Annotated in this window: 25 protein-coding genes; 1 reads left to right on the top strand and 24 read right to left on the bottom strand. The window is 53.8% G+C overall.

The features are described from left to right. Positions 1-8: 8 nt before the first annotated feature. The 12 genes from uraD to DFP95_RS02325 form a co-directional block, all read right to left on the bottom strand. The gene (gene uraD, locus DFP95_RS02380) at positions 9-521 is read right to left on the bottom strand and encodes a 2-oxo-4-hydroxy-4-carboxy-5-ureidoimidazoline decarboxylase (protein ID WP_115990941.1); all 513 of its coding nucleotides are present in this window, start codon (positions 519-521) and stop codon (positions 9-11) included. Further along, entirely contained in the window at positions 518-1,021 is a 504-nt protein-coding gene (locus tag DFP95_RS02375) for a (2Fe-2S)-binding protein (protein WP_115990940.1), read from the bottom strand. Before DFP95_RS02375 ends, uraD begins: the two co-directional genes overlap by 4 nt. After that, on the bottom strand, positions 1,018-3,291 hold the full coding sequence (gene pucD, locus DFP95_RS02370) for a xanthine dehydrogenase subunit D (RefSeq protein WP_115990939.1): 2,274 nt from the start codon (positions 3,289-3,291) through the stop codon (positions 1,018-1,020). The genes DFP95_RS02375 and pucD overlap by 4 nt, the downstream gene beginning before the upstream one ends. Then, positions 3,278-4,207: an FAD binding domain-containing protein gene (locus DFP95_RS02365; protein ID WP_115990938.1), complete on the bottom strand. Its 930-nt coding sequence runs from the start codon at positions 4,205-4,207 to the stop codon at positions 3,278-3,280. Before DFP95_RS02365 ends, pucD begins: the two co-directional genes overlap by 14 nt. 23 nt (positions 4,208-4,230) lie before the next feature. Continuing rightward, positions 4,231-5,160: an ABC transporter permease gene (locus DFP95_RS02360; protein ID WP_115990937.1), complete on the bottom strand. Its 930-nt coding sequence runs from the start codon at positions 5,158-5,160 to the stop codon at positions 4,231-4,233. Between the two features lie 15 nt (positions 5,161-5,175). Then, positions 5,176-6,300 (bottom strand): ABC transporter permease, encoded by a 1,125-nt coding sequence (locus tag DFP95_RS02355; protein ID WP_115990936.1) that lies wholly within the window; start codon positions 6,298-6,300, stop codon positions 5,176-5,178. Beyond that, positions 6,297-7,832 (bottom strand): ABC transporter ATP-binding protein, encoded by a 1,536-nt coding sequence (locus DFP95_RS02350; RefSeq protein WP_115990935.1) that lies wholly within the window; start codon positions 7,830-7,832, stop codon positions 6,297-6,299. Before DFP95_RS02350 ends, DFP95_RS02355 begins: the two co-directional genes overlap by 4 nt. Further along, positions 7,780-8,439, bottom strand: a complete 660-nt coding sequence (locus DFP95_RS02345) for a nucleotidyltransferase family protein (protein WP_181907221.1) — start codon at positions 8,437-8,439, stop codon at positions 7,780-7,782. Before DFP95_RS02345 ends, DFP95_RS02350 begins: the two co-directional genes overlap by 53 nt. Then, positions 8,399-9,454, bottom strand: a complete 1,056-nt coding sequence (locus DFP95_RS02340) for an XdhC family protein (protein WP_115990933.1) — start codon at positions 9,452-9,454, stop codon at positions 8,399-8,401. Before DFP95_RS02340 ends, DFP95_RS02345 begins: the two co-directional genes overlap by 41 nt. Positions 9,455-9,470: 16 nt before the next feature. After that, the gene (locus DFP95_RS02335; RefSeq protein ID WP_115990932.1) at positions 9,471-10,796 is read right to left on the bottom strand and encodes a 5'-deoxyadenosine deaminase; all 1,326 of its coding nucleotides are present in this window, start codon (positions 10,794-10,796) and stop codon (positions 9,471-9,473) included. A gap of 41 nt (positions 10,797-10,837) precedes the next feature. Next, positions 10,838-12,442: a PucR family transcriptional regulator gene (locus tag DFP95_RS02330; RefSeq protein WP_115990931.1), complete on the bottom strand. Its 1,605-nt coding sequence runs from the start codon at positions 12,440-12,442 to the stop codon at positions 10,838-10,840. A 605-nt stretch (positions 12,443-13,047) separates the two neighbouring features. Next, complete coding sequence (locus DFP95_RS02325) at positions 13,048-13,938, bottom strand: helix-turn-helix transcriptional regulator (RefSeq protein ID WP_281273390.1); 891 nt, start codon at positions 13,936-13,938, stop codon at positions 13,048-13,050. Between the two features lie 156 nt (positions 13,939-14,094). Between DFP95_RS02325 and DFP95_RS02320 the strand changes: the two genes are divergently transcribed. Continuing rightward, positions 14,095-14,274, top strand: coding sequence for a hypothetical protein (locus DFP95_RS02320; RefSeq protein ID WP_115990930.1), 180 nt, complete (start codon positions 14,095-14,097; stop codon positions 14,272-14,274). 83 nt (positions 14,275-14,357) lie between these two features. On the opposite strand, the gene ftsY is transcribed toward DFP95_RS02320, so the two are convergent. The 12 genes from ftsY to DFP95_RS02260 form a co-directional block, all read right to left on the bottom strand. Further along, positions 14,358-15,359, bottom strand: coding sequence for a signal recognition particle-docking protein FtsY (ftsY, locus tag DFP95_RS02315; protein ID WP_115990929.1), 1,002 nt, complete (start codon positions 15,357-15,359; stop codon positions 14,358-14,360). Positions 15,360-15,401: 42 nt separating this feature from the next. Further along, positions 15,402-18,980 carry a chromosome segregation protein SMC gene (smc, locus tag DFP95_RS02310; RefSeq protein ID WP_115990928.1) on the bottom strand — a complete coding sequence of 1,193 codons (3,579 nt, stop codon included), beginning with the start codon at positions 18,978-18,980 and terminating at the stop codon, positions 15,402-15,404. A 30-nt stretch (positions 18,981-19,010) separates the two neighbouring features. Then, on the bottom strand, positions 19,011-19,712 hold the full coding sequence (gene rnc / locus DFP95_RS02305) for a ribonuclease III (protein ID WP_115990927.1): 702 nt from the start codon (positions 19,710-19,712) through the stop codon (positions 19,011-19,013). Between the two features lie 78 nt (positions 19,713-19,790). Continuing rightward, positions 19,791-21,029 (bottom strand): beta-ketoacyl-ACP synthase II, encoded by a 1,239-nt coding sequence (fabF, locus tag DFP95_RS02300; protein WP_115990926.1) that lies wholly within the window; start codon positions 21,027-21,029, stop codon positions 19,791-19,793. A 108-nt stretch (positions 21,030-21,137) separates the two neighbouring features. Next, positions 21,138-21,371, bottom strand: coding sequence for an acyl carrier protein (gene acpP / locus DFP95_RS02295; protein WP_115990925.1), 234 nt, complete (start codon positions 21,369-21,371; stop codon positions 21,138-21,140). 62 nt (positions 21,372-21,433) lie between these two features. After that, positions 21,434-22,186 (bottom strand): 3-oxoacyl-[acyl-carrier-protein] reductase, encoded by a 753-nt coding sequence (gene fabG, locus DFP95_RS02290; RefSeq protein ID WP_115990924.1) that lies wholly within the window; start codon positions 22,184-22,186, stop codon positions 21,434-21,436. A gap of 40 nt (positions 22,187-22,226) precedes the next feature. Then, positions 22,227-23,153 (bottom strand): ACP S-malonyltransferase, encoded by a 927-nt coding sequence (gene fabD, locus DFP95_RS02285; RefSeq protein ID WP_115990923.1) that lies wholly within the window; start codon positions 23,151-23,153, stop codon positions 22,227-22,229. A 19-nt stretch (positions 23,154-23,172) separates the two neighbouring features. Continuing rightward, positions 23,173-24,159 carry a beta-ketoacyl-ACP synthase III gene (locus DFP95_RS02280; RefSeq protein WP_115990922.1) on the bottom strand — a complete coding sequence of 329 codons (987 nt, stop codon included), beginning with the start codon at positions 24,157-24,159 and terminating at the stop codon, positions 23,173-23,175. A 9-nt stretch (positions 24,160-24,168) separates the two neighbouring features. Beyond that, positions 24,169-25,158 carry a phosphate acyltransferase PlsX gene (plsX, locus tag DFP95_RS02275; RefSeq protein WP_115990921.1) on the bottom strand — a complete coding sequence of 330 codons (990 nt, stop codon included), beginning with the start codon at positions 25,156-25,158 and terminating at the stop codon, positions 24,169-24,171. Positions 25,159-25,172: 14 nt separating this feature from the next. Then, positions 25,173-25,748: a transcription factor FapR gene (fapR, locus tag DFP95_RS02270; protein ID WP_115990920.1), complete on the bottom strand. Its 576-nt coding sequence runs from the start codon at positions 25,746-25,748 to the stop codon at positions 25,173-25,175. Positions 25,749-26,115: 367 nt separating this feature from the next. Next, positions 26,116-26,289, bottom strand: coding sequence for a 50S ribosomal protein L32 (gene rpmF / locus DFP95_RS02265; RefSeq protein ID WP_115990919.1), 174 nt, complete (start codon positions 26,287-26,289; stop codon positions 26,116-26,118). Between the two features lie 54 nt (positions 26,290-26,343). Further along, on the bottom strand, positions 26,344-26,865 hold the full coding sequence (locus tag DFP95_RS02260) for a YceD family protein (protein ID WP_115990918.1): 522 nt from the start codon (positions 26,863-26,865) through the stop codon (positions 26,344-26,346). Positions 26,866-26,932 lie beyond the last annotated feature (67 nt).

The raw sequence follows: 26,932 nt of genomic DNA, 5'->3' as shown, positions 1-26,932 counted from the left end.
TCTTCTGATTAAGCCTCCAACAAATCCTCTAGCCGGAAGCCGGTGATTTTCCCGATTTCGCCGAGCGCCGTCTCCCTCTCCTCTTGCTCCGAATGGTGAACGCGAATTTTCATAGCGAGCATGATCTCGTTCTTGCTTTTCCCCTTCACCGCCATGATAAAAGGAAAGCCGAACTTCTCCGTATATTCGCGATTATAGGCGGCGAATCGATCGAATTCCTCTTGGGTTAACTGATTCAGCCCGGCACCTTGCTGTTCGGCCGCGGAATACTCCGTCACCTCCAGGCGCGTCGCCAGATCGGGATGTCCGCGGAACAAATCCGTTATCGTATCCGGAGAAGCTTGCCTCACGATGTCCAGCATCTTGTCGTGAAGCTGCTTGCGGGTCTTGAACGGCCTATGCTCCCATGCGCCTTGCGCGACCCACGGCGCATTCTCGAAAATGCCTCCGAGCACTTCCGTGAACTGCTCGCGACTCATTTTGCTTATAACAAGCATAGGGATGGCGACTTTTGTTCTCATGAGGAATTCCTCCTTAATTGAACGGCTTTATGAACGGATCGAACGATTCCCCCGTAACCGGTACATCGGCATAGATTGCCCGAAAGCGCCTCCTCGATGTCTTCTATGCCGGGATCGCGATTATCGTCCAGCAACGCTTTCACCGATACGATCATTCCGGGTGTGCAATAACCGCACTGATATCCGCCTTCTTCCAGAAAACATTGCTGAATCGGATCTACCTCGTCTTGGCCGATTCCTTCGATCGTCGTGATCTTCTTGCCTTGGCATTGATAAGCCATCGTTAAGCATGAATTGACCGGTCGCCCGTCGACTAAAACCATACAAGCCCCGCAGCGGCCGATTTCGCAAGATACTTTCGTTCCCGTCAGTTGCAGATCATCCCGCAAAATCGCGAGCAGCCTCCTTGTCGGCGGAACTTCTAGACTCATCGGTTGCCCGTTTATTTCGCATTCGAGCTCTTTGTCGGATCTGCGCTCGGCCAAGCTTTTGTTGATCATATTCCATCCACCGCCTTTGCAAGGAAGTCGGGCGTTTCTTGGAGTAGCTCCGGATCGATGGGCAGCTTATTCACTCTTTTGCCGGTTGCCTGGAAGACCGCTTCGGAGATGGCCGGTGCGATGCATACAGAGCCGATCTCTCCCACTCCCCGCGGACCATGATCGTCATCCTCGGGAAGCTCCTCGATCGCGTGAACCTCGATCTCTCCGTTCAAGTCGGCATAACTGGGAATCAAGTAGGTATCCAGATTCCGGGTCAAGTAAGCCCCTCGCTCCATTAAGGAATCCTCGGTTAAGGCAAAGCCTACCGCCATACCGCTGCCCCCTTCGATCTGCCCTAGGAAGCCCTGCGGATTCATGACCGGACCTGCGGCTATCGCGTGGAATTGCTTCAGTACCTTGACCCTTCCGGTCAACACGTTGACTTCGACCTCCACGGCTACCGCGGCATAGGTGTACAAATAATGAGCCCCAACTCTCTTCGTTGGCGATACCGGGAACGGAAAGTGCGTTTGGAACCGAATTTCTTCCGAGATATTCCGTGCTAATAGCGCATACGTCAGAAGGAGGTGCTCTCCGCTCTTATCCCAGATGCCCCCTCTTCCGATTCGCAGATTATCCGCCGGTTGGGAGAGCAGCTTCGAAGCTTCATTCAGCATTCGATCCAGAAACGGTCCGCGAAGCTTCTGCAAGGATTTCCACATCATGCTCGTCGCTCTGGACGCCGTGCTGGATCCGCTATGGGGAACAAGATCGGTGTCGCCGATCACGATTCTCACGTCCTCCGCTCCGAAGCCGAATTGCTCGATAAGCATCAGCTCCAACGTCGCGATGAGTCCCTGGCCGAACTCCTCGTAACCGAATATCGCTTCGATTTTGCCATCCTCGGCCAAAGCCAGCATTCCTCCGGCCGGGTCGGGGATCCCGAATCCGAGTCCCGATCCGTGCATGGCAATGGCGGCTCCCGTTCCGCGCCGGATCCAAGGTTCGGAAGTCCGACGATCATGACGCCGCAGCCAGATCGGACTTCGGGCAAGCGACTCCCATGTTCGCATGGCTCCGTCCGTCCGAACGATCGTCTGTCCAAGCGGACCCGGATCCTCCGGCTTTCTCATATTCGCCAAGCGGAATTCCCACGGGTCCATTCCCAGCTTCTCCGCGAGCCGATCCATCTGGCCTTCCAGGGCGAATATCGCTTGGTTGCCGCCGAAGCCTCGAAATTCTCCGGAGACGCCGTTATTCGTATAGACGGAGACGCCTTCGACCTCGACGGATTCGTACGTATACGGTCCGGTTACGTGCTCGATCGCGAAATTCAATACCTCGGCGCCAAGAGTGGCATATGCTCCCGTATCCGCGACTATATGAACCTGATGGGCCATAATGCGCCCGTTTTCGTCTACCCCCGTTCTCATCTTGATCTTCATCGGATGGCGCTTTAAGCCCGCGCGAACCGATTCATAGCGGGAATTGTGGATCTTGACGGGTTTCCCCGTCACCAATGCGAGTAACGCTCCGTAGGGCTGAACGTTCAATTCGTCCTTGCCCCCGAAGGAGCCTCCGATCGGACTCGAAACCACTCTAATATTAAATTCGGGCAGCCCCAATATGCGCGCAAGCTGCATCCGATCCTTATAGCCGTGTTGGGTGGGAGAATATACGGTCAATCTGCCGCCGTCCTCCGGAATGAACAAGCCCCCCTCCGTCTCCATGTAAGTGTGCATCTGCCTTGGGGTCGAATAGCTTTCTTCCACGATATGCTTGCATTTCGCGAATCCTTTGCCAACTTCGCCGTGACCGTATTGATTGCGGTGAAGCACGTTTCCTCCCGGATGAAGCCTGGGCGCCTGCTTGGTCTGGGCGAACGCCGGATCGTCGACGACCGGTAGCAATACGTATTCCACTTCGATGCTTTCTAGCGCAAGCGCCGCGATTTCCTGCGTCTCGGCGGCTACGGCCGCGATGGCGTCGCCGATATATCTGACTCTATCCTCGCACAGAACCGGTTGATCGGGATTCACGATGCCGAATCGGTTCATTCCCGGGACATCCGCGTGCGTGATGACCGCATGCACTCCCGGGATTCGCTTCGCCTTGTCCGTTCGGATCGATACGATGCCGGCATGGGGATGCGGGCTTCTAAGCACGCGACCGATGAGCATGCCTTCCTGGTACATGTCAGTTAAGTAGGCAAGTTTGCCTGTGACTTTATCCGGTCCGTCCGGTCTGATCCGCCATCTCTCTCCGCTAGTCGTCCTAGTAAGCGCCATCTGGCTCCCTCCCTCCGTCGGCCCATTCGCTGTAAGTCTTCCATATCTCCGTTATGATTAAATTTGCGGCGGTTTTCTTTCGGTAGTCGTCCGTCGCGAAGGGATCCGATTTCGGCCGATAACCGTTCATGACCGCATGATAGGCTTCGCCGAGCAATTCTCGGTTCGGTATTTGACCCTTCAATATCTTCTCTACGGCGACTAGCCGATGAGGAATCGTCTGGCCTCCGCCGACGGCGATTCGAATATCCGCTATTTTCCCGTCCGGCTTCATTCCTCCGTTAATGGCGACCGTCACCAACGACGGCGTAAAAGCTTCTCTTCTGCCGACCTTGTGGAAAGCTCCGAATCGCTTTGGGACAAGATCCGTTTCCCTGAATAGAGGAAGATGGACACGGGTTAACAAATGAGAGGCTTTCGGCAATTGCACCTGAAGTCGTTCGACCCACTCCGAAGCGTCCTCCGTCATCGGACTAAGTCCCGTGTTCCACTCGAATTCGGCTTGGCAGACGATGAATACGGGAAGCGAGTCGCCTACTCGGGAAACGATGTTCCCCCCGATCGTAGCCAAGTTTCTGACGGAGGAAGCCGCGATAGACCTTACTGCCTCCACCAACAGCGGGGAGTGCTGCAATACGTCCGGATCCTTCCGGCATTGGCCCAGCGTCGTCAGCGCGCCGATCGCCAACGAATCCTCCTTTTTCTCGATCCCCGTCAAGCCGGGAATAGAGCTTAAATCGATCAGATGCTTGGGAACGGCGGCCAATCCCGATTCCCATTGCGTGCGCAACAACGTTCCGCCGGCCACGTAAATCGCATCCGAATCCAGCAGCTTCTTGAAGGTCCAAGCTTCCGTCGTATCCCGGGGATGCCACACGGAGGGAGACATTATCTTGTCTTCGTATCCGGACGCCATCGTTACCCCTCCTTCTCATTTAATTAGAATCTTTGCTCCCTGATGTAGGGGATTCCCAACGCCTCCGGAGCCCCGGAAGGTTTATTGCGATTGCGCCAACCTAAGTACATCAGCACGAGAATCGTTACGATATAAGGAATCATTTTGAGAAAATAAGACGGAATATGGCTGCCAAGCAATTGAAACCGGAAGCCGATCGTATCCAGCGCTCCGAAGAAGTAGGCGCATACCAACGCGCGAACGGGATTCCACCTGGCGAAGATGATGAGGGCGACGGCGATCCAGCCTCGTCCGGAAGTCATTCCTTCGGTCCACGTCGGGGAATATACCAGCAGCATGTCCGCGCCGGCCAATCCGATCAGCATGGAGCCGACGACGATATATCCATAGCGGAAAGCCTGAACTCGGATGCCCATGACGTCCGCGGTAGGAGGATTATCGCCGATCGCGCGAAGATGAAGTCCCCACGAAGTCCGATGTATGAACAGATGCATGACGATGACGAGCAAGAAGCTAAACCAAGTCAGCACGTCCAGATGGGCGAACAGATCGCCGATCAACGGGATATTTTCCAGTCCCGGCATGTGCCATTTCGGCACGGAGCCCGGAAGCGGGATGCCGCTGTAGGATTTGCCGAGATAGGCGCTTAATCCCGCGCCGAACAAGGTCATCGCAAGTCCGCATACGATCTGGTTACTGATAAGCGTTACGGTCAAAAACCCGTGGATGACGCCAAGTATGGCGCTTACGGCGAATACGGCCAACAGCGCCAAACCCAGACTCCCCGTATTCAAGTAAGTCATGCACGCCACGACGGCACCCATGAGCATGAGCCCCTCCGCGCCCAATTGAATGATACCCGACCGTTCGATAAGAATTCCGCCCAACGTCGCGAACAAGAGAGGAGTCCCGGAGCCGACCGCGGCGACTATGATTTGAATCAACATATCCATCGCTTTTCCGCCTCCTTAATCGTTGCGCTTTAGTCGAAATTTGCCTATCGTATCGCCCGCGATCAAGAAGAACAATATCGCGCCTTGAAGCATGTTGGATATGGACGACGGTAATCCGAGCGTCTGAACGCTATACCCACCGACGATCAAACCTCCGAATAAGAAAGAGGAGACGACGAGCCCCACGGGATTCAGCTTGGCAAGCCAGGCTACGATAATGGCCGTGTAGCCGTATCCCGGAGATATTCCGTACATAAGGCGGTGCGTGACGCCGGATACTTCGCTCATCCCGGCAAGCCCCGCTAAACCTCCGCTAATGAGCATGACGATGATGATGTGGCGCGAGATGCGGATCCCGGCGTTCTTAGCGGCTTCCGCGTTGGCTCCGATCAACCTCAGTTCGTATCCCCATCGCGTGTACTTGATCGTGAACGCGTACAGGACGACCACGATTATCGCGAACGCGAGCCCCAGATGCAAGCGGGAATCGCCGAGTACGGGCAACGATTGAGACGCGGTGAACACCGGCGTTCCCGGGAAGTTAAAGCCCTTCGGATCTTTCCAAGGTCCGAAAACGACGTAGTTCAAAGCCAACAAGGCGACGTAATTAAGCATTAAGGAGGTTATCAGTTCGTTGACTTGAAAATAAGTTCGGGGAATCGCCGTCAACAAGCCCCAGAAGGCGCCGGCCGCGACACCGAATGCCATCATGAGCGGTATGCTAATATAGATCGGCAATTCGGGGAAATAGATCGTGACGGCCGTCGCCGCGATCGCGCCGGCCGCGAATTGTCCCTCGGCACCGATGTTCCACACCGATATTCGATAAGCAATGGATACCCCTAATCCGCATAAGAGCAACGGAATGGATTTGACCAACGTTTCCGTTAAGCCGAAAGAGCTTCCGAAAGCGCCGGATAATAGCTTTTTGTATACGGGAAACGGATTCATCCCGTTCGCCGCGATGAATATTCCGCAGACGATCAAAGCAAGCAAGACGGACGCTATCGTTATCCACCAGACGTTTACCCGTTTGCTAGGGTCGTATTCCAACCGATACGGAAGACGAATGAATCTAGACGATGAGGAAGCTCCTCCTTGGTTAAGGGGAACCTCTCCCGTCACCGGTTGCTTGTTCATACCGCTTCCTCCCCGCCGTCATGAAGACCCGCCATGTATTGACCGATTCTCTCCCGGTCCGCTTCCTCCCGAGACATCTCTCCGATGATGGCACCGTTGTATATCACGAGCACTCTATCGGATAGTTGCATAACTTCGTCCAAATCCTCCGAAATCAGCAGCACCGATTTTCCGGAGTCCCGTAAATTCGCTAGCAGTCTATGCACGCCTTCCGTTGCCCCGATGTCCAAACCCTGCGTCGGGTGAACCGCGATCATCAGAAGAGGCTGACGGTTAATCTCTCGCGCGAATAGAAGCTTTTGCTGATTGCCTCCCGATAATTGCTGAACCGGCGTGTCCAAATCCGGAGTTTTCACGTCGAACTGCTCGACCAGCTCCTGCGACCACTGTCGGTTGCGTCCGATCCGTAGAAAGCCGAGCCATGAGCGCTCCTTCGTACGGTAGGATTTGAACAACAAATTATCAACGATACCCAGGCTACCCGCCAATCCGCTCTTCATGCGGTTCTCGGGAACATGGGAGATGCCCGATTCGATGGCATGGCGGACCGAGGCGGTTCTCATTTCCTGTCCGTTAAAGACGACTCGACCTTGCTTCCACGGAAGCAAACCGGAAAGCACTTCCGCCAATTCTTTCTGTCCGTTGCCCGCAACGCCGGCGACGCCGACGATTTCCCCTTGATGGACTTCCAGCGATAATCGATCCAATGCCTTCCGCCCATGCTCGGCATATACGTCCAGATGCTGCACGCTGAGCAACGATTTCCCTTTCTCGCGCTTGGCCATCGCTCGCGGAGGCGAAATTTCCTTCCCGACCATGATCTGCGCCAACTCTCGCTCGCTTGTATCGCTCTTATCGACGGTACGGATCATTCGGCCCTTGCGCATGACCGATATTCTGTCCGCCGCCGCCATGACTTCCTTGAGCTTATGCGTCGTCAAGATGATCGTCTTTCCTTCCGCTTTCAGCTTCTCCAGCGTAACGAACAACTGGTCCGCCTCGCCCGGCGTCAACACGGAGGTGGGCTCATCCAAGATGATAAGTCCCGCTCCGCGATAGAGCGTCTTCACGATCTCAACGCGCTGCTGTTCTCCGACCGACAATTGCCAGATCGGACGATCAACCGGAAATGCGAGACCGAATTTCTCCGAAATCCCGCGAATTTCCTCCTGCTTCTCCTTCATCCACTTCGCCCCGCGCCAGAATGAAGACTTCTCTCCCAGAACGATATTTTCCGAGGCGGTCAACGTTTGCACGAGCCGAAAATTTTGGAACACCATTCCGACGCCCAACTGAGCGGCTTCCTTGGGAGAACGAATTTTTACCGAGTGGCCGAATAGCCGAATGGTTCCGCTTGTCGGACGATATACGCCGGACAGCATGCACATCATCGTGCTTTTCCCCGCTCCGTTCTCCCCGAGCAATGCATGGATTTCACCGGCGTTGGCGCTAAAATCGACATGATCGTTCGCAGCCACTTTACCGAATTGCTTGCATATTTGGCTCATTTCCACCGAAATCGTCGGACTCATCGGAATGGCCTCCCTTCCCCTTAGTTTCAGACCAATGGCGGCGCGCCTCCTGCAGATCGAAGGGAGTGTCGACATCCGTGAACATCGTTTCCGATGCAACCTCCACGAGTACGCCGCGGTACGCGGGGGAAGCTAACAGCTTCCTAGCTCCCGCGTCTCCTTCCAATCCGCTTAACGCGGAGAACATGGACGGAGAGAACAATACGGGAGGCATCGCGTTCGAACGTCCCGCGCAAGCGACGAAATCCGAATCCGGTTCGTTCTTATACGAGGCAATCAAGCTGCTCAGTAATCTCGAAGTAATGAATGGCTGATCCGCAAGCACGATCATCACGGCGTCGGGTTGCAGCGCCAACGCCTCCTTCAGCCCTTCGCGAAGAGAGAAGGACATGCCTCGAGAAGCTTCCGCGCAAGGTACGATACGTATTTCCGCTTCTGCTTCTCCGTTACTCCGCCGCGACGGCTCGGGAATCCATAACAATCCGTCTTGCTCCCGAACGACGACGATGATGGAATCGAATAGATCGCTGCCGATCATTTCGGATATCGCCAACGTCCCAAGACGACTACCTGGCGCAAGCTCCAAGGAAAGCTTGGGTACCGCCATCCTCTTGCTCTGCCCCGCTGCCATATAGATCCCAACGATACGCAATGCCGCTCACCCCTCGCCTGCTTTGCCGATCTTTCCTTGCCGCGATCAATTGAGCCGCGATGCTTACGGCAATCTCTTCCGATCCTTCCGCGCCGATATCGACGCCTACAGGGGCGCTAATAATATCCGTGCCGGGGAGTCCTTCCAGCAAGTGCCGAATTCTATTTTGGGATCCCATGACTCCGATATAACCTGGCCGCATAGGCAATGCATGTTCCAGCATCTCGCGGTCCATCCGAAGCTGGTGACTGCATATCAAGAAATAATCGGAGGCATCCAATCCAAGCGCGGTTGCGATTTCCATCGGAGACCCGACCGCGAGCTCCGCTTCGGGGAAGCGTCGGTCATTGCATAGGGACGACCTCCAATCCCCGACCGCTACGCGGAATCCAACGCTTGTCGCCAATCGGACAATCGGCTTCGTTCCTTCGTCCGCTCCGTAAACGAACAATCTTGGCCTCGGTTTGAAAACGGTCGAGAACAACGGATTCCTCCGATTATCCCGCGTGGGTAACGCCGTTCGAAGAGGCTGAGTCCCGCCATGAACGGGAACAAATTCGTAGTCGAATCGTTTTCCGGCAGGAAAGCGAATCATTTCGACCTCGTTTCCTGCCGAAACGGCAACGTAAGCTTCCGCGAGCGAAGCAAGAGAACGATCGTCCAGCGGCTCAAGCAAGATTCGCACAATGCCGCCGCAACCGATAGCTTCTCCCCAGATCGCATCCTCCTCCGGCTTCATGTTATAAGTGACGAGTTCGGCCTCTCCGGCGAGAAGAAGCTCGTTTACCCTCTCCCACAGATCCGATTCCAGACAACCCGGGCTTAAGCTTCCGATTTTGCCGCCGCCCGGCAATAACAGCATGGAAGCTCCTACTTTGCGGTAAGAATGTCCTTCCGTATGAACTAGGGTCGCGAGCACGGCCGGCTTTCCAACTTGATGCGCATAGGTCAAGATCGAGTAACCATCCATTCCGTCATCCCCCGTTCTATCCTATTCTGCTTAATAACCCTTTCAGCGTACGATCGGATTCCTTCAGCACTCTTGTACGATCGATGGTCCTGACGACTTTGCCTTGCATGACGATTTCTCCGTCGATCATAACCGTATCCACGTCTCCCCTTGTGGCCGCGTAGACGACTCTGGAGAACAAATCCGCGTCATAGGAAGGATAGACGTGAAAATCTTCCAAGTCGAGAAGCTGCAAATCCGCCAATTTGCCTACTTCGATGCTCCCGATTTCGTTTTCCATGCCTAACACTTCCGCCCCGCCCATCGTGGCCATCCGAAGCACCGTTCTGGAATCCATCACCGTTGGCCCATGCTGGATTTTCTGAATGAAGGCGGTCAAACGCATTTCTTGAAACATATCCAGATTATTGTTGCAGGGGGCACCGTCCGCTCCGATCCCCACTTTAATACCTTCCCTCAAGAGCTCGGGAACTTGGGCAATCCCGGAAGCCAGCTTCATGTTGGAGCCGGGACAGTGAGTTACCTTCACTCCCCTGTCTCGAATAATTCTTTTCTCCTCGTCGTTCAGCCAAATGCTGTGCGCAAGAATCAAGTTCGGCTTCGCGAGTCCGATGTGATCCAAATAAACGACGTTGCGCATGCCCCGTTCCGCTTCGACCAACGCGATTTCGTCCAAGTTCTCCGATGCGTGCGTATGGACCTTAACCTTGTATCGCTCGGATAAGTCCCTAACGCCGACCAGCAGCTCTTCCGTGCAAGAGACGACGAACCTCGGGCAAAAGGCGTATTGAATCCTACCGTTCGCGGCGCCGTTCCAACGCTCCAATAAGTCCACGCTTTGCTGCAGAGAGGCTTGCGTATTCTCTTGAAGCGCCAGCGGAACCTCTGTTCCGTGATCCATCATGACCTTGCCCGACAAAGCCCTCATCCCGCTTTCCTCTATAGCGCGGAAGGCGGACTCCGTATGATGGACGGTCTCCATGTCCAATATCGTCGTCGTGCCGCTGCGAATCAGTTCTCCCAACCCGAGCAACGCGGAATAATAAACCGAATCTTCGTCGTGCGCGGCTTCCAGAGGCCATATTTTCTGGCGAAGCCAGTCGATTAGAGCCAGGTCGTCCGCCCTGCCTCGGAATAAGGTTTGGCATAAATGAATATGAGTCTGCACGAAACCCGGGAGAAGCACTTTTCCTCCCGCATCGATGACCCTATCCGCTTGGGCGTTCAGATTAGCGCCTATCTCTTTAATTACGTTATCCGAGATGAAAATATCGCCTTGAACGATCTCGTTCCCTGCATTCATCGTCATGATTACCGCGTTGCGGATAAGCTTCGTCGCCATTGATCCACGTCTCCTCTGCGCTGCCTTCTTTGCTTCCTATTTCACCGTATGCGATCCGTCGCCGAGGTTTCCCTGCTCAGCAGCCTTCTGAAGAGAAATGCCATCTTTAATCTCAATATATCGTCGATTCTTTTGAAATCGACGTCGAGCAGTTCCCCCAGTTTCTCGATCCGGTAAGTCGCCGTATTGCGGTGGATGAACAACCGTTTCGCCGTTTCGTTTAACTGCCCGTCATTATCGAGGTAGGTTTCTAGCGTTCTCATCATCTCTTGGACGTACTCGGGATCCCGGCCGAGCAATCCTCCCAGCCATCTATCGCAATACGTTTTCATCTTTTCCTTGGGTACGGATTCGAAAATAAACGCCATATCCAGCGTCTCGAATTTGAGGAGTCTGTCGGTCATTCCCCAGCTTCTCGCCAACCGATGGGTTTCTCGGCATTCGTCGAACGCTTCGAATAATTGCTCCGCCTTTTTCTTGCGGCCGCTGATCGAGGCGATCGGCAATTCCGCCCTATCCGTTTTGCCGGAAAAGCACGAGTCGAGCGCGGATAACAAAGCTTCTCCGCCATCCTCCGCCCGATCGGGGAACAAGGAGACGACTCCTTCGTCCACGACGAAGTGGATGCCTCTTAGCTCCTGCAGTCTCGTATGGCTCAAGTATTCCTTTTTCAGGAATTCCAGCTTTTCCATGCGGACCTCCGATTGCGACGAGAGGGGAAAATCGGTCAGAACGCAACGGTAGGGTTGCTTAAATAAGTCGATTTCCCAGCGTTGCTCGTACTCCATAACCGTCTCGATGGGAAGCCCGTGTTTCAGATGTCGCTTAATGAGCAGACCAAAGTCTTTCTGGACGGAATGCTCGAAATAATCTTCGTAATTGAAATTCAGGTGATACGATAACAACTCCGCCGCTTGCAAATATAAACTTTCTTCTATAGAAGACAAGAAGAACCTTGAATTAAAGAACATCGCGTATCCCGTGCATTGGTCCTGTTTCATTAGCGGAACCTGATAAGCTTGCCACTCCTTGTGCTTGACCCACTTAGAATGCGGAGAAGTTGGTCGTTCGGACAATAACCTCTCCTCGGGTACGTTCGACGAATTATAGACGATCTGGCCTCTAGAACCGATAATAGCTACCGGATCGCCGATCACGTCGGTTACCGCTTCGAAAAGACGATGTATCGGCTCCGATTGGAGAGCGAATCTCATCAGGCGGATTTGTTTGTTCAGAACATCCTGCAGCATCCCCGTGCTACGCTTCATCTCGGCTTGAAACAAGCCGTTCATTTGATCCGAAAACGTGAATTGATAGGGAAGTTCGATAAGCGGGAAACCCAATTCGTTCGCTTGCTCGACCAGATTGACGGGCACGGACGTCCAGAATCTCCCCAGCTTGATACCAAGGCCCGCCGAACCGCATTCGTTCAGCCTATTCAGAAGCTTCATGGCATCCTCCGGGTCGTCCTTCAACAAGTATGCGGTCGTAAGCAGCATTTCTCCTTCTTTGATCCAATCCGTGATGTCGGGCGCGTCCATGACGTTAACGGACTTTACGATGCGATGGATTCCCGTATTGCCGGCAATGAGCTTCCCTTCGGACAGCGGGTATACCGATAAAGCTTGCTCGACTGTCAAATACATGGACGTCCCTCCCTTATCAAGCTCATATTTAACCCTTTTAGCAATTAAATATGTGAATTGTTTGTAAATATATATAACATATTAGGGGTAAAATTGTTTCGTTGCAATAAGTATGTTATGTATTATTACATTAATTATTGTTGATGGCAGCCGGATTAATCTCTCAAAGTCCATAATCGAATCGCTAATGCTTCATTTTATGACGACTTTGCGTACGCCATCAATGTCGCTTCTCCTTCTTTGTTAGATTACATAACGCGAAAGCTGGATTTTAGTAAATTACACCTACGTCGAGGAGAATGTAACTGCTTTAGCGAATAACGCAAAAAGCGACGGAGCATTTCATTAGCCCTGTCGCCATCGCAATTCTCTATTAGGGAATGATCAAAACGCATTAAGTAGCAAGAAGTTCGATATTCGCACCATTAGGTCGGAACGCCTTCTACGAGAATTCCATTTCCATCCGTTTCGGTCGATGAAACGAATTGCCCTGCTTTGCTCCCGAACCTGTTCTTCAAGAATGTGATGATGATAATGCATTTCCCCAGCTCCTCTATGCGTTCTTTATAAGAACATCATAGAAGATGAAGTATGACAGCTGACTGTCATACTTCGGGATATCTCTGCAGCATTTTTACGATTTTTTCTCGAAGCAAGCGCTTGAGCTCCTCGGGCCGGTTCACGACCGCGTTCTCGCCGAAGCCCAGAACAATGGACAGGAGCCACTCCGGCTCCTTCGCGTTAAACGTCGTGTTGCAAGTAAGCGTTCCGTCCTCGTTGAATTGCAAGTCATCGCCGTAGAACGTATCCAAAGCCTTCGTAATCGAGCTCCCCGAAACGACGATCTCGGCCTCGTCCATTTCCGGCGACGGTTTGAAATTGTTCCAAATGTCTCTCGGCGCCTGGGCATGGTTTCCGATGATCCTCTCCTTCAAGCATTGAATACCCGTTATTCTGGACAGCTTAAAAACCCTGTAGTCCTTGCGCTCCCTGCAAAACCCGTGCAAATACCAAGAGTAATATTTAAAGTGCAAGCCGACGGGCTCGATGACGCGATCGGTCGTCTCGTTGCCCGCGTTCGTATACTCCAAACGAATGACGTTTTGTTCCTCGATGGCTTTGCGTAACGTATGCAGAATTTCGTTGTTCGTCCTCCAGCTCCCGAAATCGAGCGTAAGACTCGGATTCGGATCGCCCTGCCGGATCGTTTGGAGCCGATTCAAGGTTTCTTCCGCGCGATAATCCTTGAATACGGTCGCCGTACTATGAAGAAGAGTGATCAGGGATTGTATATCGACCGTCCGCAGAAGACTCTTGTCCATTTTGTATTCCTCAATAATGCCGAAGCCTCCGTTAACCCCTTGATAGGAAACGACGGGAATTCCGGCGGCTCCGATCGCTTCGATATCGCGGTATATCGTTCGTTGGGAAACTTGATATTTATCGGCCAACTCCGAAGCCGAAATCACCTCGTTGTTCAGCAACGCGTATGTAATCGATATTAGACGCTCTAACTTGATCGAGATCGCCCCATTTGTAAAATAATTGTAAAAAGTTTGTGAAAGACAATATTCAACAACATTCTTAACCTTCATGAATTATACTGTACTAACCCCTCGCATCTGCGATGGAATCCAGCGAAAGGAGAGACTATGAACAACAACGCCACTTTGCCGTACGAGGACTATCTGCTGCATTCGCAAGACGAGGAAATCATCTGGATCAAGAATAAAGCTTTTATTGTCAGGCCGGCTACCGAAAACGATATTAAGCGAATAGGCAAAGGATATTTTACGATGAGCAGCCCCGAGCCGAATGCACCTTCGCGATAAAATAGGAGTCCGATCGATTGAAAAGCGGGTAATAGAGCAAAAGGCTTCCGATGAATTCGGAGGCCTTTTGAATGTAAACTCGGTTAACCGTTCGCTTCTTCCGTTTCTTCCGTGCCTGCCAGACCGGCAAACAAAGCGTGAACGAACTGATCCGCGTCGAACTGCTGCAGGTCGTCCATCTTCTCTCCCAAGCCGACGAACTTGACCGGCAAGGACAGCTCGTTGCGTATCGCGATAACAATGCCGCCTTTGGCAGTTCCGTCCAGTTTCGTGAGTACCAGTCCCGTGACGCCGCTCTTCTCGCCGAACAGCTTCGCTTGTTGCAACGCGTTCTGACCCGTCGTCGCATCGAGAACGAGCAACGTTTCGTGCGGAGCGCCGGGAATTTCCCGTTGAATGACTCTATGGATCTTGGCGAGCTCTTCCATGAGGTTCGATTTATTCTGCAACCGACCGGCCGTATCGCAGATTAGCACGTCTACGTTCTGTTTCTTGGCCGCTTGAACCGCATCGAACATGACCGCGGCCGGATCGGACCCGGACTCTTGCTTGATGACGTCGACTCCGACTCTTCCGCCCCACACTTCCAATTGCTCGATCGCCCCGGCACGGAATGTATCCCCCGCTGCCAACAGCACCTTCTTGCCTTGCTGCTTGTAACGCCAAGCGAGCTTTCCGATCGTCGTCGTTTTCCCTACGCCGTTCACGCCGACGAACAAAATAACCGTAATTCCGTTCGCGCTTTCGTTGATTCCGACCTCTTCGCCGGAACCCTTCAGCATCCCTACGAGCTTCTCGGACAAAATCGGACGCAATTCGGAAGGCTCCTCGATTTTGCGTTTTTTGACTTCCGCTCGAAGTTCGTCGATCAATCCCATAACCGTATTTACTCCGACGTCCGCTCCGATCAATATTTCTTCGAGCTCCTCGAAGAACTCTTCGTCGATCTTTTTGCGCCGGCTGAATAACTCTTCCACTTTACCGACGAAAGCGTCGCGCGTCTTCGCCAAGCCTTCGCGGAACTTACTCGTTACCGCTTCGGTCTTAGAGGCGATACTTTCCTTTAACCGCTTGAAAAAACTCATATCCGTTTCCTCCAACTCGTCGATCCTGAATTATAGCTTGTTTTAGGCCGTTGCCGGCTCCGTAAACTTCTCCGCGTCCTCTTCCAGCCGGACGGATACGAGCTTCGATACGCCGCCTTCTTCCATCGTAACCCCGTATAACACGTCCGCCTCTTCCATCGTTCCTTTGCGGTGGGTTACGACGATGAATTGCGTCGAATCCGAGAATTCGCGCATGTATTGCGCGTATCGGGCCACGTTCGCTTCATCCAGCGCGGCTTCGACTTCGTCCAGTACGCAGAACGGAACGGGCTTCACGTTCAGGATGGCGAACAACAATGCGATGGCCGTTAGCGCTCTCTCGCCACCGGATAGCAATTGCAAATTCGTCAACTTCTTGCCTGGCGGCTGAGCGACGATGTCGATGCCGGTATCCAGCGGGCGATCAGGCTCGACCAAGACGAGATCCGCGCGTCCCCCGCCGAACATTCTGGAGAACACGACGACGAAATGCTTGCGTATCTCCTCGAACGTCGTGCGGAAACGCTTGGACATCTCCTCGTCCATCTCGCGAATGATACCGTGCAGCTTCGTCTTCGCTTCGATCAGGTCGTTTTCTTGTTCGGTGAGGAAGTGGAAACGCTCGAATACGCGTTTGTACTCCTCGATCGCTCCCAGGTTTACGTCCCCGAGCGAAGTGATTTTCCGCTTCATGTCGCGAACTTCGTTCTGCGTCGTCGGAATATCCTCGGGAACCGGATACCGTTCCTTGGCTAGCTCGAAACCGATCTCGTATTCCTCGGTCAACTTGCGAAGCAGGTTGTCGAGCTCGACGTCCATCCGGTTGACGGCGATTTCCGCTTGACGCAAACCTTCCTCTACGTTGCGAAGCTTTGCGCGCTGATCCTTCGTCTCGCCTTCCTTACGCTCCAGCTCGCGATGCTTCTCCGCGCGATCCGCGCGTTTGAATTCTATGTTTTCCGTGAATTGCTTCTTCTGGATTCTCAGTTCGTTCAAACGCTCTCGCTGCTGAACCGATTCCTCCGTCGTACGCGCGGTTTCCGTTTCGTTATGCTCCAACTGCTCCTTAAATTGCTTTCTTTCCGCGGTTAGGCGGGAAAGATCGGCGCGTTGGCGCCCAGCCTGCTCTTCTATCGCGCTTCGATCCTGTTCTAGCCTCGCGATGGATATTTTCAGTTCGGTCAGCGTCGCCTGCAACTCTTCCTTGGCGGACGCGCTTTTGCGCCGGAGCTCTTCCGCTTCGCGAATCCGGCTTTGAATCCGCGTTTCTTCCAACGTTAAGGCGGCGAGCCTCGCCTCCGCTTCCTCCTTGCTGGAGTTCAATCCGCCGGCTTCCGCGTCGAAAGCCGCCTTCTCGCCCTGCAACGAGGCATGCTGCTCCTCGAGCAGTTTTCCATCCTGAGACAGCTGATCGCGCTCTCCGGTCGTTTGCTGCTCCTTAAGGCGCTCCTGCTCTCCTTGATTACGAAGCAACTCGATATTTTGCGCGACTTGCGCATGTTCTTTCTTCAAGCCGTCGACTTCCGTTTTGGCTCGTTCCCTTGCCGTCTCGGCTTCTTTGATCTCCCGCTCCAGCTCTTCGAGCTGTCGCTGACGACCGAGCAAGCTGGACGATTTCTTCTGCAAGCTGCCGCCCGTCATCGAACCACCGGCATTCACGACGTCTCCGTCCCGCGTTACGACCCGGAAACGATACTGCAGCCTGGATGCGATGCGATTCGCCAATTCCAGCGACTCGGCGATAAGCACGTTGCCGAGCATGCTGCTTACGATTCCCGCGTATTTCGGCTCGGAACCTACGAGCTCGGAAGCCACGCCGATGAACCCTTCGGCTTGCTCCAGCATGCGGCGGTCGCTATCCGGCAAGGTTCTCGCCCGGATGACGTCAAGCGGCAGGAACGTAGCCCTGCCCGATTGGCGTTGCTTCAAGTATGCGATCGCGGTGCGCGAAGTTTTCTCGTCTTCCATCACGATATGCTGAAGAGCGGCGCCAAGCGCCGTTTCAATCGCGACCTCGAGGTGACCCGGAACGCTGACGAGCTCCGCCACGGCGCCGTGGACGCCGTGAAGATTTCCTCGTTTGGAAGCCTTGAGCACTTCCCGAACGCCGTGCTGGAAACCGTCGTAATCGTTTTGCAGCTCTTTGATCGTATCCCTTCGGGATACGAGAGCCTCCTTCTTCTGCTCGAATCGGCGCACGGAAGCTTGCGCTTCCTCCAGCTTCCGCTGCAATTCGCCCGATCGCGCTCCTTCGGAGACATAACGGTCGCGAACTTCCGCGAGCGTTCTCGTCACCTCCGCGATTTTCTCGTCGAGCTTCTCGCGTTTTGCCGATAGCGCATCCATTTGTTCGCGCCACTTGGCTTCCTCTTCCGCGATACGGGCGACCCGACGCTCCAGCACTTCCCGCTGGCCGTCGCCGTATCGAATATCGTTGCGGGCTTGCGCCATCGCGTTTAACGTGTCGAACAATTCGCCTTTCAGGCGCTCTTCGACTTCCGTGCTTCCGTCGGCCAGCGCGAGCCTCTCTTCCTCATCCTTCAGCTTCGCCGACAAAGATGACAATTCCGTCTCTAGCTGCGTCCGTTTTAACCTCAAGGTCGCTTCTTCCGCCGTAGCTATCGAGAAACGTTCTTCAGCGGACGTCAGCGACTGTTGCAATCCTTCGCGGGTGCGATCCAAATGCACCCGACGTTCGTTAAGCAACTCTACGTAACCTTCCGACTTCTCCGTTTCCTCGCTGCAACGGAGCAATTCGTCCTGCAGCCTTTCCAAGAGCTCCTCTAAACGAACCAATGCTTGACGTTCGTCCTCTAGAATGGCATCGTGCTTGCTGACGAAAGTAGATAATCCGAGCTGTTCGTCGCGAAGAACCGCAAGCTTCTCGTTCGTCTGCGTCCAGGAAGTATGAACTCCCTCGATCTGATGAACGTAAAGCGCGATTTCTTTGTTTTTCAAATCTTCTTTTAATAATTTGTAGGCTTCGGCTTTCTCCGATTGATCCTTAAGCGGATCTATCTGCGCCTTCAGCTCGACGACGAGATCATGGATCCGAATCAAGTTGTTCTCGGTATCCTCGAGCTTCTTCTGTGCTTCCTTCTTCCGGCTCTTGTACTTCACGATCCCGGAAGCCTCTTCGAATATTCCCCGGCGATCTTCGGAACGCGTACTCAGAATTTCCTCGATGCGGCCCTGACCGATAATCGAATAAGCTTCGCGGCCGATCCCCGTATCCATGAACAGCTCCGTAATATCCTTCAGCCGGCAAGGCTGCTTGTTGATCAGATACTCGCTTTCCCCGTTCCGATGAACGCGGCGCGTTACCGTGACTTCGCTGAAATCCAAGGGCAATGCCTTATCCATGTTATCAAGCGTGAGCGAAACCTCGCCGAAATTAACCGCCTTCCGGGAATCGCTTCCGGCGAAAATAATGTCCTGCATATTGCCGCCGCGAAGCGATTTCGCGCTCTGCTCGCCGAGCACCCATCGGATGCCGTCGGATATATTGCTCTTGCCGCTGCCGTTCGGCCCTACCACCGCGGTGATTCCCCGTACGAATTCCAGTTCGGTTCGGTCCGCGAACGACTTAAACCCGGTCAGCTCGATTCTTTTCAAATACATAAGGACGATTTCTCCTCTCGAGTCGGTCGGTTACCCTGGATATTGCTTCGCGAACGTAATGAGCGCCTGGGAAGCCGCCCGTTGCTCCGCTTCTTTCTTAGAACGCCCGATCCCCTTGCCCAGACGTTGCTTGCCGATAGCGACCATGGCCACGAATTCCCGGTCGTGAGCGGGTCCGCGCTCTTCGACGATCCGGTAATCAAGCGCGCCCATCGACAACTGTTGAACCTTCTCTTGCAGCTCCGTCTTAAAGTCCTTGAGAGGAGCCTGTCCGTCCTGAGGCAACAAGGAAAACAGATGCCGTTCCAAAAACGCGCGTACCGCGTTTAATCCCTGATCCAAATAAAGAGCGCCCAAGAACGCTTCGAAAGCGTCCGCGAGCAACGACGGCCTGGTTCGGCCTCCCGTTTGCTCCTCCCCTTTGCCGAGCAGCACGACCTGCCCGAAATCGAGCGCCTCGGCAAAACGGACAAGCGACGGTTCGCAGACGATACTCGCCCGCAAACGGGTCATTTCCCCTTCCGGAGAATCCGGGTAAATCCGGTATAAATATTCGGACACGGTTAATTGCAGCACCGCGTCGCCAAGAAATTCGAGTCTTTCATTATCGGCGATTCGAGCTCCGCGCTGTTCGTTAACGTAGGAGGTATGCGTGAAGGCTTGCTTCAGCAGCGCCGGGTTACGAAAGGTCAGGCCGCTTCGCTCCTGCAATTGCCGGAATACATCATCCATTGTCTCTCACCTCGACTGCGCCCCATAAACAGACGACGCAGGCAGCATATGCCGCCTGCGTCGACGTTCACGCGCTTATTAGGCTTCGTATTTTCGCATGATAATGGTTGCGTTGTGGCCGCCGAATCCGAAGGAATTCGACAATCCCACCGTCACATCCGCTTCGCGCGGTTTATTCGGTACGAAATCCAGATCCAATTCGGGATCTTGATTGTCTAAATTAACGGTCGGAGGAATGATCCCATTCTGAAGGGTCAAGCCCAAAATAATAGCTTCGACTCCGCCGGCAGCGCCGAGCAGATGTCCCGTCATCGACTTCGTCGAGCTAACCGCTAGCTTATAGGCGTGGTCGCCGAAAGCTTTCTTGATCGCGGTCGTCTCGGATTTGTCGCCGGCACCGGTCGAAGTTCCGTGAGCGTTAATGTATTGAACCGCTTCCGGCTCGATTCCCGCGTCGTTCAAAGCCTTCTTCATGCAACGCGCAGCACCGTCCGGATCAGGATCCGTCATGTGATGCGCATCGCCGCTCATACCATAGCCAATGATTTCGGCATAAATATGGGCTCCCCGCTTCTGCGCATGCTCAAGCGATTCAAGAATTACTACTCCAGAGCCCTCGCCCATCACGAAACCGTCACGGTCCGCATCGAATGGACGGCTTGCTTTCTCCGGCTCATCGTTGCGGGTGCTCATTGCTCTCATGGCGCAAAATCCGGCCATTCCGATCGGACGAATCGTCGCTTCCGCGCCGCCGCAGATCATCACGTCGGCATCCCCGTATTTAATCATTTTGTAGCTGTCGCCAATGGAATGCGTTCCGGTGGCACAAGCCGAAACGGCCGCGGAATTCGGACCTTTCGCTCCCGTGACCATCGAAATTTGGCCGCTGGCCATGTTCGCGATCATCATCGGAATGAAGAACGGACTTACGCGACGAGGACCTTTCTCCATCAGCAACGTATGCTGGTCTTCCCAAGTGCCCAGTCCGCCGATTCCCGAGCCGACGACGACGCCGACCCGTTCGGGATCGGCATTCTCGCCGATAACGAGCTTCGCGTCTTCGATGGCCATCTTGCTTGCGGCCACGCCGAATTGCACGAAACGGTCCATCTTGCGGACTTCTTTCTTGTCGATATATACGCTAGGATCGAAATCCTTGATCTCCGCAGCAATCTTCGTTGTATATTCTGTTGTATCGAATGCTTCTATTTGACTAATGCCCGACTTCCCGTTCAGCAAGTTGTTCCAGAACGTTGGCAAGTCGGATCCGAGGGACGTGACGACCCCCATACCTGTGACGACAACACGCTGTGTCAAAACCATTCACCTCTTCAGGGTAATTCCGTTTAATCTACGCTCCCGAGTGTGAAGCGGCATAATAAATGTGCAGAAGTCCCGTCGCAATAACGGGACCCGGTCGATCATTTACGCATGAGATTGTATGTATTTAACGACTTCTCCCACGGTTGTGATCTTCTCTGCATCCTCGTCTGAAATCTCCAAGTCGAATTCGTCTTCGAGTTCCATAACGAGTTCTACCACATCTAGAGAGTCAGCGCCTAAGTCGTCTTTAAAGGATGCTTCGGCTGTTACCTCCGCCTCTTCAACACCTAGGCGTTCGATAACGATGCGTTTTACGCGTTCTTGTACATCGGACATCCGGTTCACCTCCCTTAACGTATTATACGTGAAACATGGACAAAAAGCTACCGCGAACGAAGCTACATGTACATTCCGCCATCGACGTGAATCGTTTGGCCCGTCATGTAAGAAGCCGCTTCGGAAGCGAGATATACGACGGCCGCCGCAATGTCCTCGGGACGGCCCATGCGTCCGATCGGAATGTCCCCAAGCAGCTTCTCCCGATACTCGGCAGGCAACTTGTCGGTCATATCCGACTCGATGAAACCGGGAGCCACGGCATTTACCGTAATTCCCCGGGACGCCAATTCCCTTGCCGCAGACTTCGTTAAGCCGATTACTCCGGCTTTCGAGGCGACATAATTCGCTTGTCCGGCATTACCAAGAACGCCGACGACGGAGGTGATGTTGATAATTCGGCCGGACCTCTGTTTCATCATCGAGCGGGTAACGGCTTTAAGGCCGTTGAACACGCCTTTTAAGTTCGTTTCGATGACTTCGTCGAATTCGGACTCCTTCATTCTCATGATTAGGTTATCACGCGTGATGCCCGCGTTATTCACGAGTATGTCGAGCTTGCCGAATGCTTCGATCGTCGCGGATACCATGCCCTCGAACTCCGCTGACTTGCCGACGTTCGCTTTGACCATGATCGCTTTGCGTCCGAGCGCCTCCACCGCCTTAACGGTTTCGGCAGCGGCCGCTTCGCTCCCCGAATAATTGACCGCCACGTCGGCGCCGGCTTCCGCAAGCGCGATCGCGATCGCACGGCCGATTCCCCGGGACGCTCCGGTTACCAAAGCGCTCTTTCCGTTCAAATCCCACGTCGCCATAATTTCAATCACCCTCTCGTACATTGTCGCTGTTTCAGCTTCATTGTGCAACTGCCGCGGCGGACGCCGCGTTATTTATCGAAATGACCTGAACGGACTTATCGATCTTCTTGATCAAGCCCGCAAGCACGGTGCCGGAACCGATCTCCACGAACGTATCTACGCCTTGCGCGATAAGATATTTAATGGAGTCCTCCCATTGAACCGGCGATACAACCTGCTTCACGAGCAACCCGCGAAGCTCCTGCCCGGAAGTGACGGGGCTAGCATTCACGTTCGCGATAACGGGAATCTCCGAATCGCGGAAATCCGCCTTGGCTAGCTCGACGGCCAGATTGTCCGCTGCGGGCTGCATAAGCGAAGAATGAAACGGCCCGCTGACGTCCAGCGGAATCACTCGTTTCGCCCCGGCCTCTTTGCCCCGTTCTACTACGGCGGCTACGCCTTCGGCGGAACCGGATACGACGATCTGTCCCGGGCAATTCACGTTGGCAAGCTCCACGAGCCCCGTCGTAGCCGAGATATCGACGCACAGCGCTTGCAGCGCTTCTCGCTCGGCTCCAAGCACGGCCGCCATTGCGCCTTGTCCGCTAGGGACCGCTTGCTCCATGAATTGACCGCGCGCACGTACGAGTCGAATGGCATCCGCGAACGACAGCACTCCCGCCGCGACAAGAGCGCTATATTCCCCCAGAGAGTGTCCGGCCACGAAATCCGGCTTCACGTTCTGGGCTTTGTAAGTCTCCAATAACGCGATGCTCGTCGCAAGTAATGCCGGTTGCGTATTCGCCGTTTGGCGCAAGAGCTCGTCCGGCCCTTCGAATGCTAGCTTAGTCAGCGAGAATCCAAGAAGCTCGTCCGCTTGATCGAAGATAGCCCGAGCGGCATCGTTGCCCTCGTATGCATCTTTCCCCATGCCGACGGCTTGCGCTCCCTGCCCCGGAAATACGAATGCGATTTTACCCAAGATCAATTCCTCCTCTACCTTACCAAATCAGAACGGACGCGCCCCAAGTCAATCCCCCGCCGAAGCCGACGAGCACTAGGCAGTCCCCTTCGTTTACCCGCCCCTGTTCGACAGCTTCCGCTAGCGCCAGCGGGATAGATGCGGCGGATACGTTTCCGTAGCGGTCCAAGTTGATCATTGCTTTGTCTTCGGATAGATTCAATCTTTCGAGCGCCGACTGGATGATTCGGATATTCGCTTGATGAGGAATAAGAAGATCGATGTCCGCTTTCTCGTAACCTGCGCTGGATAAGGCTTCCTCCGCCGCGCTTCCCATAACGCGCACGGCGAATTTGAATACGTCCCGACCGTTCATCTCGATGAAGTGACGGCGATCGCTTACCGATTGCTCGGTGGACGGCAGACGCGACCCGCCACCGCAAATGCGTAGCAGATCCCCGCCGGCTCCGTCCGCTCCGAGCTTGAAGGACTTGAAGCCCCTACCTTCCGGAACATGTCCAAGCACGACGGCGCCCGCTCCGTCTCCGAAGAGGATGGAAGTGTTACGGTCCGTATAATCCGTAATCCGGGACAAGCATTCCGCGCCGACTACGAGAACATGGCGATACATTCCCGTCGCGATAAGCGCGTTCGCGTTCGCCAATCCGTATATGAAACCCGAGCACGCGGCGGATAAATCGAACGCCGCGGCTTTCTTCGCGCCTAGCTTCTCCTGAAGCAAGCAAGCCGTCGAAGGGAAGAACATATCCGGAGTTATCGTCGCCACGATGATCAGATCGAGCTCATCCGCCGTTATACCCGCAGATTTCAACGCTTGAACGGAAGCCTCGTAAGCAAGGTCCGAGGTTGCTTGCTCGGGAGCCGCGATCCTTCTCTCCCGTATGCCCGTGCGCGTAACGATCCATTCATCGTTCGTGTCTACCATCTGCTCTAAATCTTGATTCGTTAAGCGGCGTTCCGGAACGTATTTACCCGTTCCGAGAATACCGACGGAAATTCCATTCATGCGCCTCTCTCACTTTCCGCTGAATTCATCGGCCAAAGCCGCGATTAGCCCGTTGCCGATTGCCGTGCGCGTTTGCCGGATCGCCGTCTTCATCGCTTTCGCATCCGAGGAGCCATGTCCCTTGACGACCAATCCGTTAACGCCGAGCAGGGGCGCGCCGTTATACTCGTTATAATCCATTCTATCCCGAACGCGACGGAAGCTCGGTCTAAGCATTGCGGCAGCAATCTTGGACGTAAGGGTAGAAGTCAATTCTTCCCGCAACAGCTGAAAGATCGTCGACGCCGCTCCTTCCACGGCCTTCAGCATGATATTGCCCGAAAATCCGTCGCAGATGATCACGTCGCAGTTGCCTGCTAGGACATCCCTGGACTCGATATTGCCGATAAAATTAATCGGCGCTTCCTCCAGCATGCCGAACGCGGCCTTAGTTAACTCATTCCCTTTAGCCGCTTCGGTACCGACGTTCAGCAGTCCGACGCGCGGCTTATCAATTCCATGTACCTTGCTGCGATATAAGCTTCCCATGAGCGCGTATTGCACCAGATGCTCGGGCTTCGCATCCATATTCGCGCCCATGTCGAGGGCTAGAATGCCCTTATTGTCCAAAGTCGGGAAAATAGCGGCCAATCCCGGTCTCTCTATGCCGCTAAGACGACCGACGACAAGCAAGCCGGTCGCCATTAGAGCACCCGTATTGCCTGCCGATATCATGGCGTCCGCCTTGCCTTCCTTTACCATTCTGCCCGCTACGACCATGGAAGAATCCGTTTTGCGACGAACGGCTTTGACCGGTTCGTCTTCGCTCCCGATCACTTCCAGAGCGGCTTCGATGGATATATTGCTAGGAGCGCCGTTGCCCAATAAAGGCTGGAGCACTTCCGGATTGCCAACCAAAATCAGATGCGTATCCGGCCATTCGGCTGCCGCAGACAATGCGCTTTCGACGTGGGCGCGCGGCGCGTGGTCTCCGCCCATGGCATCAATGGCAATCCGCATAAGCTACACTCCCTTTATGTTTTCGATTCGCCCGCGGATCGATAGATGATGAAGTTTCCTTGAAACACCATTTCTTCGCCAACGTATGTAAAAACTTCGACTTTTGCTTTTCCCTTTTGCTCGCCCATCGTTCTAACGTATGCTTTCGCGATACATTTCTCGCCCAAACGAGCAGGTCTTATGAATCGGATGTCCGCCGAAGCCGTCAATGCGATCTCATCGTTGATGACCGCGACCGCGAGCGAATTCGCCTGCGCGAATACATGATGTCCGCGTGCGATGCCCGACCGGGAGAAAACGTGCTCTTCGCTGATTTCGAACAAGGATATACCGCTTTTGTCCAATTGCAAATCAAGAATGTCGCCGATGACTTCATGCAAAGGCAAAGAGCGAACGGAATCGTACGACCGCTCCGCCATTAGCTTCAGCCTTTCCCTGAGTTCCGGGATGGCAAGCTCTAAACGATCCAATCGAATCGTCTGGATGCTAACCTTCAACTGGCGGGTCAGTTCCCGGTCGGTGAGGAACGGATTTTCGTCCAAAAGCTTGCTAAGCTGTTGATGACGCTGACGTTTAGGTAGCCGTTCCATACTCACCACCGCTTTCCACTAATCAACTTTTGATCACGAAGTAAAAACTTAGATGCCTACTCGACATCGAATCTTGAATTCAACCGAGCCTTCCGGTGCTCACGTAGGCTTGCCTACGCTCCGCTCCTCAGTCTCTAGTTTCATCCAACCTTCTCGGTGCTGAAAAGCTGACTAATCAACTTTTGATCACGAAGTAAAAACCTAGATGCCTACTCGACATCGAATCTTGAATTCAACCTTTAATACCTGGTGCCAATATCTACGTAAAGAAAAACGCGCCGGCATGCAACGACCGCGAGTTGCGCTTCTTCGACCCCTAGTACGGCCGAATGCGCTGCCCCGTCGTGAACCCAGACGCGTCTATACATTATTGCTTGATGATTTCGCGTGATTTGTACGTACCGCAAACCTTACATACGCGGTGCGAAATTTTCAATTCTCCACATTGCTCGCATTTCACCATACCAGGAACTACCAACTTAAAGTGCGTCCGGCGTTTGTGTTTGCGGGCTTTCGATGTCTTCGCAAAAGGGACTGCCATTGCTGCCACCTCCTTATCAGGTCCGAATATCGCATTGCTTCTGCAAAGCAAAGCCTATTCTTTCTGAGATTTAAACCAATCCTGAAGCGCAGCCATACGAGGATCTACTTTCTCCGTATTGCAACCGCACGATTGTTCGTTCAGGTTCACTCCGCAATCCGGGCACAAACCTTTGCAATCTTCTTTGCAGAGGGGTGCATAAGGCAATTGGACCACAATCTCCTGCGCTAAATAAGGCGCAAGATCGATCCGCTCTTCCGTTACCGGCACGGCTTCGTCGTCGTCTTCGTTGAGTTCAGCCTCTTCGCCTTCAACGACCCGGAATTGTTCCTCGAAAGGAAGCTTGACGGATTCGTCGAAAATGTCCAAGCAGCGCGAGCACTGCATGCGAACATCGCAACCGAGCTGACCCGACACGAGAATACGATCATCGGCGGCTTTCGCCACGAGGTCGTATTTCATCGGCGTTAAGGGGTTGTATTCCGAACTATCCCGGAACAACTCCGCGATGTCGAGAGTTCCTTGCAGCTCTAACGGCTGTTGCCTGGCTACAAGCTCTTGTACTTTTAACAACAATGATATCACTCCAAACAGACAAAAATTATTATATCGAGATTACGTGTCCTTTGTCAACAATTTCGAA

The sequence above is a fragment of the Cohnella lupini genome, from assembly GCF_003386205.1.
GTDB classification, from domain to species: Bacteria; Bacillota; Bacilli; order Paenibacillales; family Paenibacillaceae; genus Cohnella; species Cohnella lupini.
This window is presented reverse-complemented; position numbering and strand designations above follow the sequence as displayed.

What these genes read in the sequence shown, in the direction of transcription:
- DFP95_RS02365 (WP_115990938.1), bottom strand. Translation starts at nt 4,207, where the DNA reads ATGGCGTCCGGATACGAAGACAAGATAATGTCTCCCTCCGTGTGGCAT.
- DFP95_RS02375 (WP_115990940.1), bottom strand. Translation starts at nt 1,021, where the DNA reads ATGATCAACAAAAGCTTGGCCGAGCGCAGATCCGACAAAGAGCTCGAA.
- rnc (WP_115990927.1), bottom strand. Translation starts at nt 19,712, where the DNA reads ATGGATGATGTATTCCGGCAATTGCAGGAGCGAAGCGGCCTGACCTTT.
- uraD (WP_115990941.1), bottom strand. Translation starts at nt 521, where the DNA reads ATGAGAACAAAAGTCGCCATCCCTATGCTTGTTATAAGCAAAATGAGT.
- DFP95_RS02280 (WP_115990922.1), bottom strand. Translation starts at nt 24,159, where the DNA reads ATGAATGGAATTTCCGTCGGTATTCTCGGAACGGGTAAATACGTTCCG.
- DFP95_RS02345 (WP_181907221.1), bottom strand. Translation starts at nt 8,439, where the DNA reads ATGGCGGTACCCAAGCTTTCCTTGGAGCTTGCGCCAGGTAGTCGTCTT.
- rpmF (WP_115990919.1), bottom strand. Translation starts at nt 26,289, where the DNA reads ATGGCAGTCCCTTTTGCGAAGACATCGAAAGCCCGCAAACACAAACGC.
- DFP95_RS02355 (WP_115990936.1), bottom strand. Translation starts at nt 6,300, where the DNA reads ATGAACAAGCAACCGGTGACGGGAGAGGTTCCCCTTAACCAAGGAGGA.
- pucD (WP_115990939.1), bottom strand. Translation starts at nt 3,291, where the DNA reads ATGGCGCTTACTAGGACGACTAGCGGAGAGAGATGGCGGATCAGACCG.
- ftsY (WP_115990929.1), bottom strand. Translation starts at nt 15,359, where the DNA reads ATGAGTTTTTTCAAGCGGTTAAAGGAAAGTATCGCCTCTAAGACCGAA.
- DFP95_RS02350 (WP_115990935.1), bottom strand. Translation starts at nt 7,832, where the DNA reads ATGAGTCCGACGATTTCGGTGGAAATGAGCCAAATATGCAAGCAATTC.
- smc (WP_115990928.1), bottom strand. Translation starts at nt 18,980, where the DNA reads ATGTATTTGAAAAGAATCGAGCTGACCGGGTTTAAGTCGTTCGCGGAC.
- acpP (WP_115990925.1), bottom strand. Translation starts at nt 21,371, where the DNA reads ATGTCCGATGTACAAGAACGCGTAAAACGCATCGTTATCGAACGCCTA.
- plsX (WP_115990921.1), bottom strand. Translation starts at nt 25,158, where the DNA reads ATGCGGATTGCCATTGATGCCATGGGCGGAGACCACGCGCCGCGCGCC.
- DFP95_RS02320 (WP_115990930.1), top strand. Translation starts at nt 14,095, where the DNA reads ATGAACAACAACGCCACTTTGCCGTACGAGGACTATCTGCTGCATTCG.
- DFP95_RS02360 (WP_115990937.1), bottom strand. Translation starts at nt 5,160, where the DNA reads ATGGATATGTTGATTCAAATCATAGTCGCCGCGGTCGGCTCCGGGACT.
- DFP95_RS02330 (WP_115990931.1), bottom strand. Translation starts at nt 12,442, where the DNA reads ATGTATTTGACAGTCGAGCAAGCTTTATCGGTATACCCGCTGTCCGAA.
- DFP95_RS02340 (WP_115990933.1), bottom strand. Translation starts at nt 9,454, where the DNA reads ATGGATGGTTACTCGATCTTGACCTATGCGCATCAAGTTGGAAAGCCG.
- DFP95_RS02335 (WP_115990932.1), bottom strand. Translation starts at nt 10,796, where the DNA reads ATGGCGACGAAGCTTATCCGCAACGCGGTAATCATGACGATGAATGCA.
- fabG (WP_115990924.1), bottom strand. Translation starts at nt 22,186, where the DNA reads ATGGCGACGTGGGATTTGAACGGAAAGAGCGCTTTGGTAACCGGAGCG.
- fapR (WP_115990920.1), bottom strand. Translation starts at nt 25,748, where the DNA reads ATGGAACGGCTACCTAAACGTCAGCGTCATCAACAGCTTAGCAAGCTT.